We start from the raw sequence: 15,601 nt of genomic DNA, 5'->3' as shown, positions 1-15,601 counted from the left end.
TTTCGCATCTCAATCTATAGCTTACATTTATAAAAAAATGTGAACTGAAACATAAGCTTCAACATATTTAATTAGAGCGATAGCGTTTAAAGGCAGATCCGAAGGCTATTTCCAAAAGAAATTTTGATGACCCTAGCGTCACGGCTTGATACAACTTGTTATGTTCTTTTTAGATATAGTTATCGTAAGATTAGCGAGGCATAAAGTGTACGCAGGAACCGCGTACTCGCTTCACAACATCAACTTAGAAGTCCTCCAAAATAAAGGAGATCAGGCATGATCCACGCTGGCAATGCCATTACCGTCCAAATGCTTTCGGACGGAATTGCAGAATTCCGCTTTGACTTACAAGGTGAGTCGGTCAACAAATTTAACCGCGCAACAATTGAAGATTTTAAAGCTGCAATTGACGCTGTTAAAGCAAACGGTGACATCAAAGGTTTAATCGTTACTTCAGGTAAATCTACATTTATCGTGGGTGCAGATATCACTGAATTCGGTGACAACTTCGCTCAAGGCGAACAAGCGATTGTGGATTGGGCATTGCCTGTTCACGACATCTTCAATGCGTTTGAAGATCTAAACGTTCCTAAAGTTGCTGCAATCAATGGTATGGCATTGGGCGGCGGTTTTGAAATGTGCTTAGTGTGTGACTATCGTGTGATGTCAGATGCTGCACAAGTTGGCCTTCCAGAAATCAAACTGGGTATCTACCCTGGTTTTGGTGGTACGGTTCGTTTAAGCCGCGTGATTGGTATCGACAATGCGGTTGAATGGATGGCAATGGCTGCACCGAAAAAGCCGGCTGCTGCGCTCAAAGACGGTGCTGTTGATGCAGTTGTTGCTGCAGACAAACTACAAGACGCTGCAATTGACCTTGTGAAACAAGCGATTGCTGGCCGTGTAGACTGGAAAGCAAAACGTCAAGAAAAATTAGATCCTGTTAAATTGAACATGCTTGAACAAATGATGGCATTCAATACAGCGAAAGGTGCAGTTCTTGCTAAAGCAAACCCTGCACAATACCCAGCGCCAAAACTTCTTCTAGACTCATTACAAGCAGGTGCAAGCCTTCCACGTGATGAAGCATTGAAAATCGAAGCGCAAGGTTTTGCTAAAGCGGCTGTGACTCCACAAGCAGGTGCGTTAATTGGTTTATTCCTTAACGACCAAATTGTGAAGAAAACTTCGAAGAAATATGAAAAAGGTGCTCACCCTGTCAACCAAGCCGCTGTATTAGGCGCGGGTATCATGGGTGGTGGTATTGCTTACCAAGCGGCAAGCAAAGGCACACCAATCATCATGAAAGACATTGGTAACCCACAATTGGCGTTAGGTATGTCTGAAGCGAACAAATTGTTGACTAAACAAGTTGATCGCAAAAAAATGACTGCGGCGAAAATGGGTGAAACTCTTGCGCGCATCCGTCCGACTTTAAGCTATGACGAGTTTAAAGAAGTGGACATCGTGATTGAAGCAGTTACAGAGAACCCTAAAGTTAAGGGTATCGTACTTGCTGAAACTGAGAAGAATGTTCGTGAAAACACGATCATTGCGTCTAACACATCAACCATTTCAATCACACGTTTGGCTGAAAACCTAGAGCGTCCTGAAAACTTCGTAGGTATGCACTTCTTTAACCCAGTTCACATGATGCCATTGGTTGAAGTGATCCGTGGTGAGAAAACATCTGCTGAGGCAATCGCAACGACTGTGGTTCTTGCTCAGAAAATGGGTAAAACCCCAATCGTTGTCAATGACTGCCCGGGCTTCTTGGTGAACCGCGTATTGTTCCCTTACTTTGGTGCATTTGACCTTCTACTGAAAGACGGTGCTGACTTCCAGCAAGTTGATAAAGTGATGGAAAAATTCGGCTGGCCAATGGGTCCTGCTTATCTCATCGACGTTGTGGGTATCGACACAGGCGTACACGGTGCAGAAGTAATGGCGGAAGGTTTCCCTGACCGTATGAAGCCTGACTTCAAAGGTTCAATTCAAACGATGTATGAAGCAAAACGTTTGGGTCAAAAGAATGACGTTGGTTTCTACAAATACGAACTTGACCGTAAAGGTAAGAAAGCCAAAGTGGTTGATCCAGTGGCTTACGAACTTGTGGCTTCTGTTGCAACTGCGGAAAAACGTGAATTTGATGCTCAAGAAATCATTGACCGTATGATGCTGACGTTCTGTAACGAAACTGTTCGTTGCCTAGAAGACAACATCGTTGCAACGGCTGCTGAAGCAGATATGGCGATGATCATGGGTGTAGGTTTCCCTCCATTCCGTGGTGGTCCATGCCGTTACATCGACCAAACAGGTGTCGCTGAATACGTAGCGCTTTGCGACAAATATGCGTATTTAGGTAAGGCTTATGAAGCGCCACAAATGTTGCGTGACATGGCTGCAAACAACAAAAAATTCTACGGTTAAGGAGCAACGTGAATGGCTACTTTAAATCCACGTGACGTTGTCATCGTTGATGGCGTACGTTCAGCAATGGGTAAAACCAAAAATGGTATGTTCCGTAACGTACGTGCTGACAGCTTATCTGCTGAATTAGTACGCGCGCTTGTTGCTCGTAACCAGTTTGATACCAATGAAGTTGAAGACGTAATCTGGGGCTGTGTAAACCAAACCCTAGAGCAAGGTATGAACATTGGTCGTAACATTGCGTTATTGGCTGATCTTCCAAAGACTGTTGCAGGTCAAACAGTGAACCGTCTTTGTGGTTCTTCTATGCAAGCAATCCACACAGCGGCTGCGCAAATTGCAACCAACCAAGGTGATATCTTCATCATTGGTGGTGTAGAGCACATGGGTCACGTTGGCATGATGCACGGCATCGACATCAACCCTGAAGCGTCTAAGCACTATGCAAAAGCATCTAACATGATGGGCTTAACGGCTGAAATGTTAGGTCGTATGAACGGTATTTCGCGTGAAGAACAAGATGCATTTGGTGTGGAATCTCATCGCCGTGCTTGGGCTGCAACACAAGAAGGTCGTTTCAAAAATGAAATCGTGGGCGTTGAAGGTCACGATGCAAATGGCTTCAAAATTCTGTGCGATATCGATGAAGTGATTCGTCCTGATGCAAACCTTGAAGCATTCCAAGCTTTACGTCCAGTATTCGATCCGAAAGGCGGTACAGTAACTGCTGCAACATCTTCAGCTTTGTCTGATGGTGCTTCTGCAATGTTGCTGATGTCTGCTGAACGTGCTCAAGCTTTAGGTCTTAAGCCACGTGCTGTGATTCGTTCTATGGCGGTTGCAGGCTGTGATGCTGCGATCATGGGTTATGGTCCTGTACCAGCAACTCAAAAAGCGCTTAAACGTGCTGGCTTGTCAATTGCTGATATTCAAACGTTTGAATTGAACGAAGCGTTCGCAGCACAAGGTTTGTCTGTTCTTAAAGGCTTAGGCATTTATGACCAACAAGACCGTGTGAACTTGAACGGTGGTGCAATCGCTTTGGGTCACCCATTGGGTTGTTCTGGCGCACGTATCACAACGACTTTGCTGAACGTTATGGAACAGCAAGATACACAAATCGGTCTTGCGACCATGTGTATTGGTCTAGGTCAAGGTATCGCAACAGTGATTGAACGTGTTTAATTCTTAAATACGTGACTAAAAAGAACCCCGCTTTTGCGGGGTTTTTTAATAAAGATTTAATTAGATTATTAACACAATTTATGCATAATACGCATAGAAATCAAACAAAACCAAACAAGAGTTTCTATGAAAAATATTGTGTTACCACTGATCGCCAGTCTTGCATTTACAGGTTGTGCAACAACAAAAATCTCCGAAGAGTCGCGCCAAAAATTAAATCAGACCCAAGCTGCAATCCAAGTAAAACCTGTAGCGATTTTTGTGAACTCATGCCTTTTAACCAATGAATTAGGGAAAGATTTAGTACTCATCGAGCCTACTAAACTTACAAGTGAGAAGTTTATTCAAACTTTTACACAACAGTTAAACCAACATAATGTCACTGTTAGTACCTCTGCTACGCCGTTTATTTGTGGTTCAATGCCTGAAGAACAGCTTAAAAAATACGAATTTGAGGTTGATAGCAATTCTAAAAGAGCGCCTATCAGCACATATCCTCTTCTAAATCAAAATAGCAATATGACTGATGATCAACGTGCAGCAGCATTTGCACTTACTCAGTTTATAGCCAAAACAGATGCTGTAAATTTATCAAATGTTCGAAATAGAAATGCAAAACTAGATATGCCTCAGCTTGATGAAACAACTGTCAAGACTTTAAAAGAATGGGCAAACTCAAACTATATTTTTTTAGTTTCGCTTGATGGATTGAATGCATCTGTAGGAAGTAAATTTGCAATGGGTGCCTTAAGTGTAGGTGTAACACTAGCAACTATGGGTGCAGGTGCTGGAATAGTTACAGCATACATGCCTAAGGAGGGTCAGCAATACTCAGTTCGTTTATTAGACTTAGATAAACAAACATTTGAATGGCATAAAGCTGACTTACTTAAAGGTAGAATCTACTCTACTAATAACCATAATTTACAAGCAGACCAAATCCTTAATCCATTGTTTGAAACTAAAGTAAATTAAGTTCAGGCTCAGATATAAAGTTGCATGCTGAGTACAACGCTTTTCAGCATGCAACAACAGAGATTAAGTGTTCAAATTTACCACATTTAGGCTTAACAAGGGTCAGCTCTAAATAAGTTTAAAAATTCATTTCGTTAAAATATTCTATGACCACTAAAAAATAATCAACATCATTTATTAACCTAAATTACTCATTTGGGTACATTTTATTAAATTACTCGACCTAAATATAAATACTGCCAAACTAACTCAAAAATGGTTCCCTTTTTCCAATTTAAGTAAAGTAAGTGTTGAGTTAATCACCAATCCTTCAACTCAACATCCTACAATTCTTGGCTTAAATTTTCTGCGCCAACAAAGTCGCAAAATGCTGTTGAATCCGCTGCCCTTCAGCATCCACCCGATGCAGCTCACCGACATTTTCATTGTATTTCACAATATTCCAGCCTTCATACAACGCACTTAACTCTCCTGCTTTAAAGCTAAATGGAAAGTCAGGCTGCGCAGGTAAATCAGGCGTATCCATAGCGCAAACTATCAGGTTATAGCCATTTACACTTGTCGCTTGCTGAATCTGCTGAATCAGCGGCTTGACTGTATTGGCCTCTAAAAACATCATCACCACGGTACAGCAAATAAAGTCGTATGTACCTGTAATGCTTGGGTCAGCGTTTAGATCACGCTGCTGTACATGAATATTTTCAATGCCTTCCGCAGCGATTACCTCTTGCAGCTTGTGTAAACTGTGTGGATTAACATCCCATGCATCCACCTCAAAACGCTGCTCAGACAACTGACTTAAGTACAGCGAATTACGCCCCTGCCCACAGCCGACATCCAAAGCACGTCCACCATGCAAATACGGTGTTGCAGCCAAAATTTCTGAGTGTGTTGGGCTGAGTTGATACTTCTTATAAAAATAATCCTGTGCTAAGCAATAAAAACTTAACTGACATTGCACATCGTCACTCGCAGAGACAATCTTGTGCCACGCCTGTGGTTCTATAAACGGCGGTGGTAGGTCTGGACTAAATACATGCGTCGAGAGGACATTTCCAGACGCATCTAACATGGCAAAATTTACTTCACCTTGCAGCACGGTGAGTTTTGCCCATGTGCCTGCTTTGGTATTGTGCTGTTGTTTAAAACCGTGTGGAATCGACTGCTGTGTCCACACAGGGAGCTGTTTATAACAAATAAGCTGCTGCATCTGACGTTATCCCTCATGCGACGTTATTTTTATGCCATACCAATAGCGGAAATGTATATTCACCATAACGGCTTTAACAGTGATTTTAAATCAGCTTTGAATTGAAAATTTCGAATGCTGTGCAATGTACGCTGTTTTTGTTTGTTTTTCTGCGTAACACCATGTTATCCGTTTGTAACATTGGTGGAATATTCACACAATCAAATCCCTCACTCTGTGCCATGTAACCTAAGCGCTGTTGATAAGGCATAAAATTTACAATGCCTTATTTTAACTAAGTTTTATAGAGTGATGACTATGAACGCGATCAAAACTACTTTAGCTGTTGCTTTAGTTGCTGCTACAACTTCTGCTATGGCAACTACTGCTGTAGAACAAAAACCTGCGACTGCTGTTGAAGCTGTAAAAGCTCAAGCTGCACAAGCGAAAACTGCAACTGTAGCTGCTGCTCAAGCAACTAAAGATGCTGCTAAAACTCAAGTGGCTGTTGCAGAAAAAGCGACTCAAACTAAAACTTTAACAGTGAAAGAAACCACTAAAGCAAAAACTGCTGACATGAAAAAAGCAGTTGTAGAAAAAGCAGCAGCAACTAAAGAAACTGCAGTTGCAGCAAAAGATGCAACTGTAGCAAAAACTGTAGTTGCTAAAGACGCTGTTGTTGCGAACACTGTTGCAGCAAAAGACGCGACTGTAGCAAAAACTGTAGCAACTAAAGATGCTGTCGTTGCAAAAACTGTTGAAGCAAAAGATGCAGCTGTAGAAAAAGCAACTGATGCAAAAGAAGCTGTTGAAACTAAAACTGAAGAAGTAAAAGCTGAAGCGAAAAAAGACTGCGCTAAAAAATGTGCAGAGAAAAAAGCTGAAGCTGCAAAAGCTGAGAAAAAAGGGTTCTTTTCTTGGTTCAAAAAAGCAGCTTAATCGTTGATTAAATGCTAAAAAAAGGTGCCTTCACGGCATCTTTTTTTATACCCATTTAGACCACAATACTGCTTTCTGCCAACGGAATAATCTTTTGATAAACAAACTGATTTTTCCCTTGTGATTTCGCCTGATATAAGCAGGCATCGACATGCTGTAAAGTTGTGGAGTAATTGGACAAACTCAACTGTTGAAACTCGGCCAAGCCCATACTAAAGCTGACATCTAGCCTTAATTGATCTTTTCGAAACGGTACATGTTCGCAGCGTTCCAAAATTGTTTCACACAACATTTTACCCTGCTCCAAATCGGCACCTTCGAGCAAAATTAAAAATTCTTCACCGCCCCAGCGACTGATAAAACTCGCGCGTGGACTACAATTTTTTAAGATTTTTGCCAAATGCACCAAAACACAGTCCCCCATTTGGTGCCCATATTGGTCATTAATTTTTTTAAAATTATCGACATCGAGCAAAATGACACAGCCTTTATCAACCGCACCCTCTATAAATATTTGTTCTTTAAAGGCATGGCGATTTTTCAGTCCCGTCAACTCATCGCAAAAACTCACACGTTGCAAAGCCAAATACAGGCGTTTATTTCGTGCATATAGCTCACAAATAAACAGAAAAATGATCAGATAAATACCCAATGCCAAACGATAAGAACTGATCCGCGAGAGCATATGTACCTGTGCATCTGACCAATATTCCCCAGCCAATGGCATGGCACCATACCAGCCACAGATCAGCGTCATTAAACCAATCATCCAGCAAAAAGTTTTGAGGTCGTATTTGATCGCGTAATAACACATCAATAAAGGCAAGACCATGCAGGCATAGAAGATCTGATCATTTGAGATCACATATTGCACGGCCAATGCCACGATCAGATAGCCATAATCCACCCACGGCACATTCACCCAACGCTGAACACCAAATAATAAACATACCACAGCCAAACTTGTTGCAAATTGCTCTAGAAAATAATCAACAAAGGCAAAGTATTGGTTGTCCATCTGAAAGCATGCCACGAATAATAGACTGCCTGCAAAAGCACCCACGATACTCGGAACAGTTAGCATCAAGGTTCGTTTAAAGCGGCGCTTTTTTAAATGGCTCAGTGCCAAATAGGCTTTAATAAATACCCAAATTTGAAATGCCGAAATCGCACACAGGAGAAATTTATCTTCTAATGTCTTGGCGGGATCGACCATCAGCGAAGCCACAAAAATCGCACTAAAAGCATAGAGTACGATCAGTAAATCGTGGCTTAAATGCTTCCGCATTAAAATCATGCCATAGGCAGCGAATGCATTTACCACCCAAACAGGGCTAATGAATAATTCATAGGTATAGCCTATCGACACCAATGAAACCGCACATATGGCAAGCCATAGCAGTATTAATTTTTTCATACGCTAAAAAAATCGTCTCTAAAAATGGCGATAAACCTTTCATTCAAAGCCAATCGGTCTAAGGTTAGAATGCTTGCAAGTTCAATACAGCTCAGCTTCTTATGCGATATGGGCTGCTGGCTAAAAATTTATGTTTAAATTTTCGGCGTATTTTAAGTGATTTAAGTCACACTATTGATTAATAGTTGTATTAAATTTGCAATTTAAACAATCGAAGACTGTTTTAAAGCCAATGTTTTTTGCGTTATTCATGCTAGTTCGGAACTCAGCTCCCAAATTGATGCTCGATAGCAACAAAAAAGCCATCCGCTAAAGGATGGCTTTCACTTGTATAACATGTCTCGAAGCTGTGCTGAATAATTTGAATGAAAAGGACTTATTTTAATATTTGTAATTGTTCCATCAACCAAGCCATGTATTTATCTTGATCCATAAAGTCAGGGGCCGTCCCTGTATCCAAACTATAAAATTGTTGATTAAATTCAATCACAATTTGTTCAGTCAGATGCCAATCTTCAATCATGCGAAAATACTGACTGAAGAAAAACCGGTTCTTGCCCCAATTGTTTAGACTTTCCAAACGTGGATATTGGCGGTTTGCGATAAAGTCGATATAGACCTGCTGAATATCATCAAAAATCTGAATAGCTCGCATGAGCATGGACCTCTATATGATGTAAAACCCTGCTAAAAGCCACTTTATCGCGCAAATTTGAAAGAGTGATGACAGTCAGTTAAAGCTTTTGTTTCAACTCTGAACGGTTCTTTTGGCGGATCTCATCCATTTGCGCATTGAGCGCTAACATCTCTGTATAAAGCTGATTAAACTGCTTTAAAGGCGCATCTTCATAGAACATAAATAATTTATTTTTCTTTTCCCATTTATTGGCTTTCAGCACAGCAAAAATCTCATCAGCCTTCGCCAAGCTTTGCTTTTCTAACTCAAATAAAGCATGCGACTCATCACTATCACGACTGTCTCTTAAACTTTGGGCAATTTGCTGACGAAACACCTGTTTGACCGCCAACTGTTTGGCCTGAGCTAAACCATTTTCCTCTTGCTGTGTGGTTTTTTGTTCATAAGCATCGACCACAGCATGCACCTGTTGCAGCATTTGCTCAGTCTCTTGATATTGGTCTTTTTTATCTTTTAATAAGCGATCGATGTCGAGAAATTTATCCCAATTCAGTGCTTTAAGATCACGAATATATTGATTCCGCGCTTCTGCACGTTGCAGCATTTGGCTCAAAATAAAATCCGACATGATTTTATAATCACCCGTTAGCCGTGCATCTGTCACATTGAGTTGTATCGGCTCTTCCCAGTGCTGAGCTTGCTGAAAAATTTGCTCGGTTTTTTCACGCAAAACCGTTTCATAGGTCGAGAGTTGCACAGCTTCTTTTTGCTGTACTGAATATTGATAAAACATCCATCCAAAGACCAATACCGTAGCACTGGCTAAGACAACAAAGATACGCGGCATAATGAGCTCCGAATGCCCTTTTATTCAGTTTAACCAAAAGTTTGAAGATTGACGATAAAATAGCCATGCTTTTTAAGGAGGCTATTTGAAATCATCAATATAGAAAGTCTTAAATTGCGCATGTCATCAAAACGAAAATTCATGGATAAAACATGAATTTTCGCCTTCAATTTGCTGTAGAGATGTATTCGATTATGGGGTCTTGATCGGATTGGTATTTAACTGACGGTCAATATTGCCAAGATTAATTTGATCACGACTGATTTGCACATTGGTCGCATTTCGGTCTATCCCAAAGGGTTGCAACATAATATATAAACCATTGCGTGGGTCAGAAGACTGCAAACCTGCGGCAATATCTAAAACATGCTGCTGCATCAAAGGTGATAAATTGGACATATCAGGCACTGCTGTCGCAGGCAAGACATCTACATTTGACACGATTGTTGCATCGACACCTTTGTTTTGCGTATCGCGCTCAAGTTGCATCACCCGTTGCTGTAAGGCTTTACGGCGATCGACCTGCTCTTGATATTCAACAATGCCCGTCTCTGCACGCATTTCACGCTCTGCCATAATGGTTAAAGCAGGCATCTGGATAGCTTTTTGTTCGGTATCCTCAGCTTTTGTAGTGACTTTTTCCGCAGCCAAAGTACTCATAGCCGTCATTGCTGCGCTAACAAAAACCAAAACAGAAACAGATTTAGGGAGATTCATCATGTTCATTCCGAGAGATTTAAAAATAGAAAATTGAAAAAATTTACACTGCTATTATTGTACAACAATTAATCAATTCACTAGATTTAACCCCGACAAACGGCACGAAAGTACAGCCGATTCAAACCTCATGTTGCTCATTCTAGACTTAAGATTTCATCCTTTGTCTATCTATATTGCGGCTACTTTTTCTTTTTTATACGGTCCCGATTCTTAATAGCACAGGAAATGACAAAGCAAACTCTTGCTGCGGATGACGGCTAAAGAAGTCGTTCAAAGCTGCACACGGTTGATGTGTCGGATGTTGCTGTTGGTAGTGTTTTAGCCCAGACCACGTTTGCAAATAGTCCAAAATTTGCTGTGCACTCCACCTGTAATTTAAAAATAGCTGAGGTGTCGCTAACTCCTGAAATGGAAACGGAATACTGCGATATTCTTCATCAATGTAACGACGTTCAGCATCCCAATAGCCCTTTAACATGACAAAATACAGATCCTGTAAAAGCTGGTTCAATTCCGCATGTTCAAATCGAATCAGACCATAGCCCACAATGGCGATGTGACCATGGGGTTTCAATACTCGTCGTACTTCTGCATAAAAGGCAGCAAAATCGAACCAATGAATCGCTTGCGCAACTGTGATTAAATCCACTGAATGGTCTGCAAGCGGACAATGTTCTGCGCTGGCTTGCTCATAACGCACATTGTCTAAATTGGGTGCTTGTGCCAATTGTTCGGCACTCAGATCTGTCGCTAAAACCTGTTGAAAATAGGACGCCAAACCTTTGGTAAATTGACCTGAACCTGCACCACAGTCCCATGCCAGTTCACGTACGGCAACATGCTGCAAGATGCTATCGACGACTTCAGCAGAATAACTTGGACGTGATTGTTGATACAGCGCACTCCCTGTAGAGAAAAGGTCTTTCATTGTAAATTCATTATTTATTTTTTTATCAGTTTAATCGAATTTTTAGAGTCGGAAACTAGCACTTAAGTCCTAGCTTCAGCGATAAAATTTGAGCTTCAAATATTTACTCAATCACGTGCTGTATATAAAAACTGGTCTGTGCAATCGGGCTTAATTGATCATTCATTTGATAATATTTCACATCATAATGACCAGTTTTCCATCCAGTCATAGGATAGAAACTCACCCAGTTTTGTTGCTGTTGCTCACTAACTTTGCGTGGCGTAAAGAGCAGCACTTCACCACTATCACGATGCGTCCAACGCACCATAACTTGCGTATTGTTTGGAACTTTACCCATGGTATCAAAATGTGCATACAACGGCTGTGTGACATAGATTTCACGAGGTAAAACTTGATCTACATCTGTCTGTGATTGATCAGTCACATAGGCTTGCCCTGCCAATCGCTGCTGCGGATCATTTTTGGCTTGTAGAAATTCGTCTAATATCTGCTGCGCAAACTGCTGCTTATTTTGAATCCCTGCAAAACTGTAATTGGGAAATGCCTGCTGTAAATATTGCCCCAATTGTTGATCTGAAGTCTGCTGAATAATCCTCTTTAGCTGAAGATGTTGGCCTTTGAGTTGTTGCTGTATATCTTTAGAATGAGGCTGATCCGAGGCATCTCGATCTAAAGCCAAGAGTGCCACAGGATTATTCGTCGCCAAAGAGACAAGCGAGTGCTCAGGTGGCGGCGACGTCAAGCTTGGTTGGTCATTCCACGATGCCGCAATATAGCCCAGTGCAAAACAGAGCAGTCCAAGCGCCGCATATTGAAGTCGCTTCAACTGTCACTCCACGAACCTATGTTCATTTGATTAAAAGCCACAGCGGAGCACTTCTGTACCGACAATATACTCACCAGAGCTCATCGTCGTACCCGTATTAATCACCTGATTTAAGCTAAAGTTAGATCCAACTTTTAATTTAAGCAGACCATTATCACATGCTGCAGTTATTCTGCTGCCCGATTTCATATTGGATACACAGCCCGTTTTGGTCACGGCATAAATTGTTTGCCCTGCGGAAATACTAGTGCTGCATGATGCTGTGATTATTTTATCGAGCGATGATTCACAAGAAGAACAATTGCCATTATCACAAAGCGCTGCTGCATTTTCACTTTTACATTCATAGGTCACACCATTTTTAATAATGGTTTTAGAATAGGAAGAATCGACATTACTGCCGCCCCCGCCACCACATGCGCTCAGCAAGGCACTCATGCCGATCAAAACAGGAAATAATATTTTTTTCATAACCTTAACCCTTATTTTTTAATAATTTTCTAATAGCCATTGAGCTCATCATCTGGCATCGATTGTATCAGTTAAACCGTGCAAAATATCAACAACTAAAAAACAGCAGACAAAAAAAACCTCAAACAATCGTTTGAGGTTTTTTGAATATGGTGGCGAGACCCAGGATCGAACTGGGGACACACGGATTTTCAATCCGTTGCTCTACCTACTGAGCTATCACGCCGATGCGGTGTATTAAGCCGTATCTTAGTTAATTAGTCAATCATATTTATAAAAATATTTTTTGTATGCATATTTTTTAGGCAAAAAAAATCCCTGATGGGATCAGGGATTGATAAACTGAAAAATCAGTTTTGAATATGGTGGCGAGACCCAGGATCGAACTGGGGACACACGGATTTTCAATCCGTTGCTCTACCTACTGAGCTATCACGCCGATGGGGCGTATTAAACAATTTAAGCTGGATGCCGTCAAGCATAAGCATGGGCTTTTTTCTCAAATGTTTATTTTTAAATCAATATTTCACACTAATCGCTTACTTTTTGTCTTATTTACATTTAAGTCTGAGTCAATTTAATTATTCAGACGAAAAAAAGACAGCACGGAGACTGTCTTTTAAAAATTGAACTTTACTCAACTACGTCAATTTTACCAATGTGTGCTAAACAACGATGAATCGCGCCACAACCTGGCTCGAAAGTTTTCACCCCTTTTTCTTCCTCCATACGTGTCACTTCACTCACTAGACGTTCTGCAACACCACGCCCACGATTTGCTGGGTGTACCACAATATATTCAAGGGTTTTGCTTTCACCTTGGCCTGTACACCAAATCGCGCCAATCAATTTTGTATTAAATTCTGCAGTATAAACTAAGGTATACTGAGCTAAGTTCTGCTCAAGTTGTTCAATCGCATCGGAACCGTCGCTAAACTCAGGGCTGGTGTCATACAGTCGCTCAAGCTGGCTGCGCACTTCATCATTTTCCAAAGAAGTATAGGCATGTACGGTAATAGGCATTGATAAACCCTCCTGAGCAATCTAATATGCGGTGACTTTTCGTCACAGCGAAAATATTTTTACATCAATCATTTTGACGTATTTGAGGAACGTGTCTATGACAGATCGTATCAGTGAAGTGGTAAGAAACACCAACGAAACCAAAATTCGAGTTCGTGTGAATCTTGATGGTACTGGTCAAGGCACTTTAAACACTGGTGTTCCATTTTTAGATCATATGATTGATCAAATCAAGCGACATGGTCTGTTTGATATTGATATTCATTGTGATGGCGATCTTGAAATTGACGATCATCATACCGTAGAAGACTGTGGGATTACACTTGGCCAAGCCTTTGCTCAAGCACTGGGCAATAAAAAAGGCTTACGTCGCTACGGTCACTTCTATGCGCCGCTCGATGAATCACTGAGTCGTGTCGTGGTTGATTTATCTGGCCGTCCGGGTCTGTGGATGGATATTCCATTCACTCGCGCGCGCATCGGGACTTTTGATGTGGATCTTTTCTCTGAATTTTTCCAAGGTTTTGTGAACCATGCGTTAATGACGCTGCACATCGACAACCTAAAAGGTAAAAACAGCCACCACCAAATTGAAAGCGTATTTAAAGCCTTTGCCCGTGCATTACGTATGGCGTGTGAAGTTGACCCTCGTGCCGAAAATACTGTTGCGTCTACCAAAGGAACATTGTAATGACCCGTATTGCCCTTCTTGACTATGGCATGGGAAATCTTCACTCAGCAGCAAAAGCCCTCGAACACGTGGGTGCAACTGTTGATGTCACCAATGATCCTAAGTTGATTGCACAAGCAGATAAAATTGTGTTCCCCGGTGTGGGAGCAATGCGTGACTGTATGCAAGGCATGCATGATGCAGGGATTGATGAAGTCGTCCGTAAAGCGGCATTTAATAAACCTGTGCTTGCGATCTGTGTCGGTATGCAAGCCCTAATGCAGCATTCCGAAGAAAATGGCGGTGCAGATGCATTGGGTATTTTTGAAGGTTCGGTTAAACGCTTCCCTGATGTAGAGGGATTAAAAGTGCCGCACATGGGCTGGAACCAAGTGCATCAGGCAGACCCAAGCCACCCGATGTGGAAAAACATTGAGCAAGATGCACGTTTCTATTTCGTACATAGCTTCTATGTAGAGCCGCAAGACTCAAGCATTGTCGCTGCTACCTGTGACTATGGTTTGGAATTTTGTACCGCAATTCACAAGGAAAACTTGTTTGCGACACAATTTCACCCAGAAAAAAGTCATACAGCCGGTCTGCAATTGCTGAAAAACTTTGTGGAATGGGATATTTAAAATTCCTTCACCGCAAAAAAGCCCGCTCCTTGCGGGCCTTTTTGTACTGTTTATTTTTCATCCTTTTATTTTCTACATATTCATTTTAGAATTTGCCTACTTATAAAAATACCAAAGCCTAGGAATAATAATGAATACATTCACATCTGACTCACCGACCCAAGCCAGTGGTCGCTTTAGCCGGCGCGCTTATCTTGCATGGAATCTACTTCTCGGCATTATTTTTACGCTAATTGCTGTTGTAGTCGGCCTGCTCATACCCGGTGCGCAAAATGCGTTGACTGAGGGTGCAATGTCGACGCCACTCATGATTATTTTCTTTATCATGTATGCCATCGTCATTTATTACAGCGTCATTTTCTTAATCCGTCGTTTACATGATCGTGGCCATTCTGGATGGCTTGCACTGCTGATCTTAGTTCCTGTAGTGAATATATTGTTTGCGCTCTATGTGTTATTTGCACCGGGTAATAGCGGTAGTAATAGCTTTGGACAACCACGCCCGACCAAAGGCTGGGAAACCGTGCTGGCTGTTTTGTATATCGTAGTATTTATAGTCGGGATACTTGCTGCGATCATGATTCCCTCTTACTAAAACTATGTGATCCGCTCTCAACAAGCCACGATTCAACAACAATAATGATAAATCATTAGATGCCGCCTAGATCACTCTAAACAGCAATACATCTACTCAAACAAGCTC

16 protein-coding genes and 2 tRNA genes are annotated in these 15,601 nt (G+C 41.4%); 7 read left to right on the top strand and 11 right to left on the bottom strand.

What is annotated here, in order from left to right:
- Positions 1-276: 276 nt before the first annotated feature.
- The 3 genes from fadB (at position 277) to FTU22_RS02495 (ending at position 4,590) form a co-directional block, all read left to right on the top strand.
- Positions 277-2,430 carry a fatty acid oxidation complex subunit alpha FadB gene (fadB, locus tag FTU22_RS02505; RefSeq protein WP_180024931.1) on the top strand — a complete coding sequence of 718 codons (2,154 nt, stop codon included), beginning with the start codon at positions 277-279 and terminating at the stop codon, positions 2,428-2,430.
- Positions 2,431-2,442: 12 nt separating this feature from the next.
- Positions 2,443-3,615, top strand: a complete 1,173-nt coding sequence (gene fadA, locus FTU22_RS02500; protein ID WP_078193136.1) for an acetyl-CoA C-acyltransferase FadA — start codon at positions 2,443-2,445, stop codon at positions 3,613-3,615.
- Positions 3,616-3,741: 126 nt separating this feature from the next.
- Positions 3,742-4,590, top strand: coding sequence for a hypothetical protein (locus FTU22_RS02495; RefSeq protein WP_180092836.1), 849 nt, complete (start codon positions 3,742-3,744; stop codon positions 4,588-4,590).
- Positions 4,591-4,927: 337 nt separating this feature from the next.
- On the opposite strand, the gene tehB is transcribed toward FTU22_RS02495, so the two are convergent.
- Positions 4,928-5,800, bottom strand: coding sequence for an SAM-dependent methyltransferase TehB (gene tehB / locus FTU22_RS02490; RefSeq protein ID WP_180092833.1), 873 nt, complete (start codon positions 5,798-5,800; stop codon positions 4,928-4,930).
- A 297-nt stretch (positions 5,801-6,097) separates the two neighbouring features.
- Between tehB and FTU22_RS02485 the strand changes: the two genes are divergently transcribed.
- A complete protein-coding gene (locus tag FTU22_RS02485; RefSeq protein WP_180092829.1) occupies positions 6,098-6,718 on the top strand; it encodes a hypothetical protein in 621 nt (206 codons plus the stop codon).
- Between the two features lie 55 nt (positions 6,719-6,773).
- On the opposite strand, the gene FTU22_RS02480 is transcribed toward FTU22_RS02485, so the two are convergent.
- From FTU22_RS02480 to FTU22_RS02435, 10 genes are all read right to left on the bottom strand, one after another.
- Positions 6,774-8,135 (bottom strand): GGDEF domain-containing protein, encoded by a 1,362-nt coding sequence (locus FTU22_RS02480; protein WP_180092826.1) that lies wholly within the window; start codon positions 8,133-8,135, stop codon positions 6,774-6,776.
- Between the two features lie 376 nt (positions 8,136-8,511).
- A complete protein-coding gene (locus FTU22_RS02475; protein ID WP_078190480.1) occupies positions 8,512-8,790 on the bottom strand; it encodes a hypothetical protein in 279 nt (92 codons plus the stop codon).
- A gap of 79 nt (positions 8,791-8,869) precedes the next feature.
- Positions 8,870-9,619: a hypothetical protein gene (locus tag FTU22_RS02470; protein WP_180092816.1), complete on the bottom strand. Its 750-nt coding sequence runs from the start codon at positions 9,617-9,619 to the stop codon at positions 8,870-8,872.
- Between the two features lie 192 nt (positions 9,620-9,811).
- The gene (locus FTU22_RS02465; RefSeq protein WP_257225868.1) at positions 9,812-10,339 is read right to left on the bottom strand and encodes a hypothetical protein; all 528 of its coding nucleotides are present in this window, start codon (positions 10,337-10,339) and stop codon (positions 9,812-9,814) included.
- A 193-nt stretch (positions 10,340-10,532) separates the two neighbouring features.
- Positions 10,533-11,267 (bottom strand): class I SAM-dependent methyltransferase, encoded by a 735-nt coding sequence (locus FTU22_RS02460; RefSeq protein ID WP_180092813.1) that lies wholly within the window; start codon positions 11,265-11,267, stop codon positions 10,533-10,535.
- A 103-nt stretch (positions 11,268-11,370) separates the two neighbouring features.
- Positions 11,371-12,096 carry a hypothetical protein gene (locus FTU22_RS02455; protein WP_180092810.1) on the bottom strand — a complete coding sequence of 242 codons (726 nt, stop codon included), beginning with the start codon at positions 12,094-12,096 and terminating at the stop codon, positions 11,371-11,373.
- A gap of 30 nt (positions 12,097-12,126) precedes the next feature.
- On the bottom strand, positions 12,127-12,567 hold the full coding sequence (locus FTU22_RS02450; RefSeq protein ID WP_180092807.1) for a hypothetical protein: 441 nt from the start codon (positions 12,565-12,567) through the stop codon (positions 12,127-12,129).
- Between the two features lie 150 nt (positions 12,568-12,717).
- Positions 12,718-12,793 (bottom strand) — tRNA-Phe (locus FTU22_RS02445).
- A 137-nt stretch (positions 12,794-12,930) separates the two neighbouring features.
- Positions 12,931-13,006 (bottom strand) — tRNA-Phe (locus tag FTU22_RS02440).
- A 194-nt stretch (positions 13,007-13,200) separates the two neighbouring features.
- Positions 13,201-13,590, bottom strand: a complete 390-nt coding sequence (locus tag FTU22_RS02435; RefSeq protein ID WP_180084397.1) for a GNAT family N-acetyltransferase — start codon at positions 13,588-13,590, stop codon at positions 13,201-13,203.
- 97 nt (positions 13,591-13,687) lie between these two features.
- Between FTU22_RS02435 and hisB the strand changes: the two genes are divergently transcribed.
- The 3 genes from hisB (at position 13,688) to FTU22_RS02420 (ending at position 15,493) form a co-directional block, all read left to right on the top strand.
- Positions 13,688-14,281, top strand: coding sequence for an imidazoleglycerol-phosphate dehydratase HisB (gene hisB / locus FTU22_RS02430; protein ID WP_078190487.1), 594 nt, complete (start codon positions 13,688-13,690; stop codon positions 14,279-14,281).
- Complete coding sequence (gene hisH / locus FTU22_RS02425) at positions 14,281-14,898, top strand: imidazole glycerol phosphate synthase subunit HisH (protein WP_078193147.1); 618 nt, start codon at positions 14,281-14,283, stop codon at positions 14,896-14,898. The genes hisB and hisH overlap by 1 nt, the downstream gene beginning before the upstream one ends.
- A 130-nt stretch (positions 14,899-15,028) precedes the next feature.
- A complete protein-coding gene (locus tag FTU22_RS02420) occupies positions 15,029-15,493 on the top strand; it encodes a DUF805 domain-containing protein (protein ID WP_180092805.1) in 465 nt (154 codons plus the stop codon).
- The last annotated feature ends 108 nt before the right edge of the window (positions 15,494-15,601 follow it).

This window comes from Acinetobacter sp. YH12076, from assembly GCF_013419525.1.
Taxonomy (GTDB): domain Bacteria; phylum Pseudomonadota; class Gammaproteobacteria; order Pseudomonadales; family Moraxellaceae; genus Acinetobacter; species Acinetobacter amyesii.
Note: the sequence above shows the minus strand (reverse complement) of the source record. Positions and strands in the feature narration are given on the sequence as shown.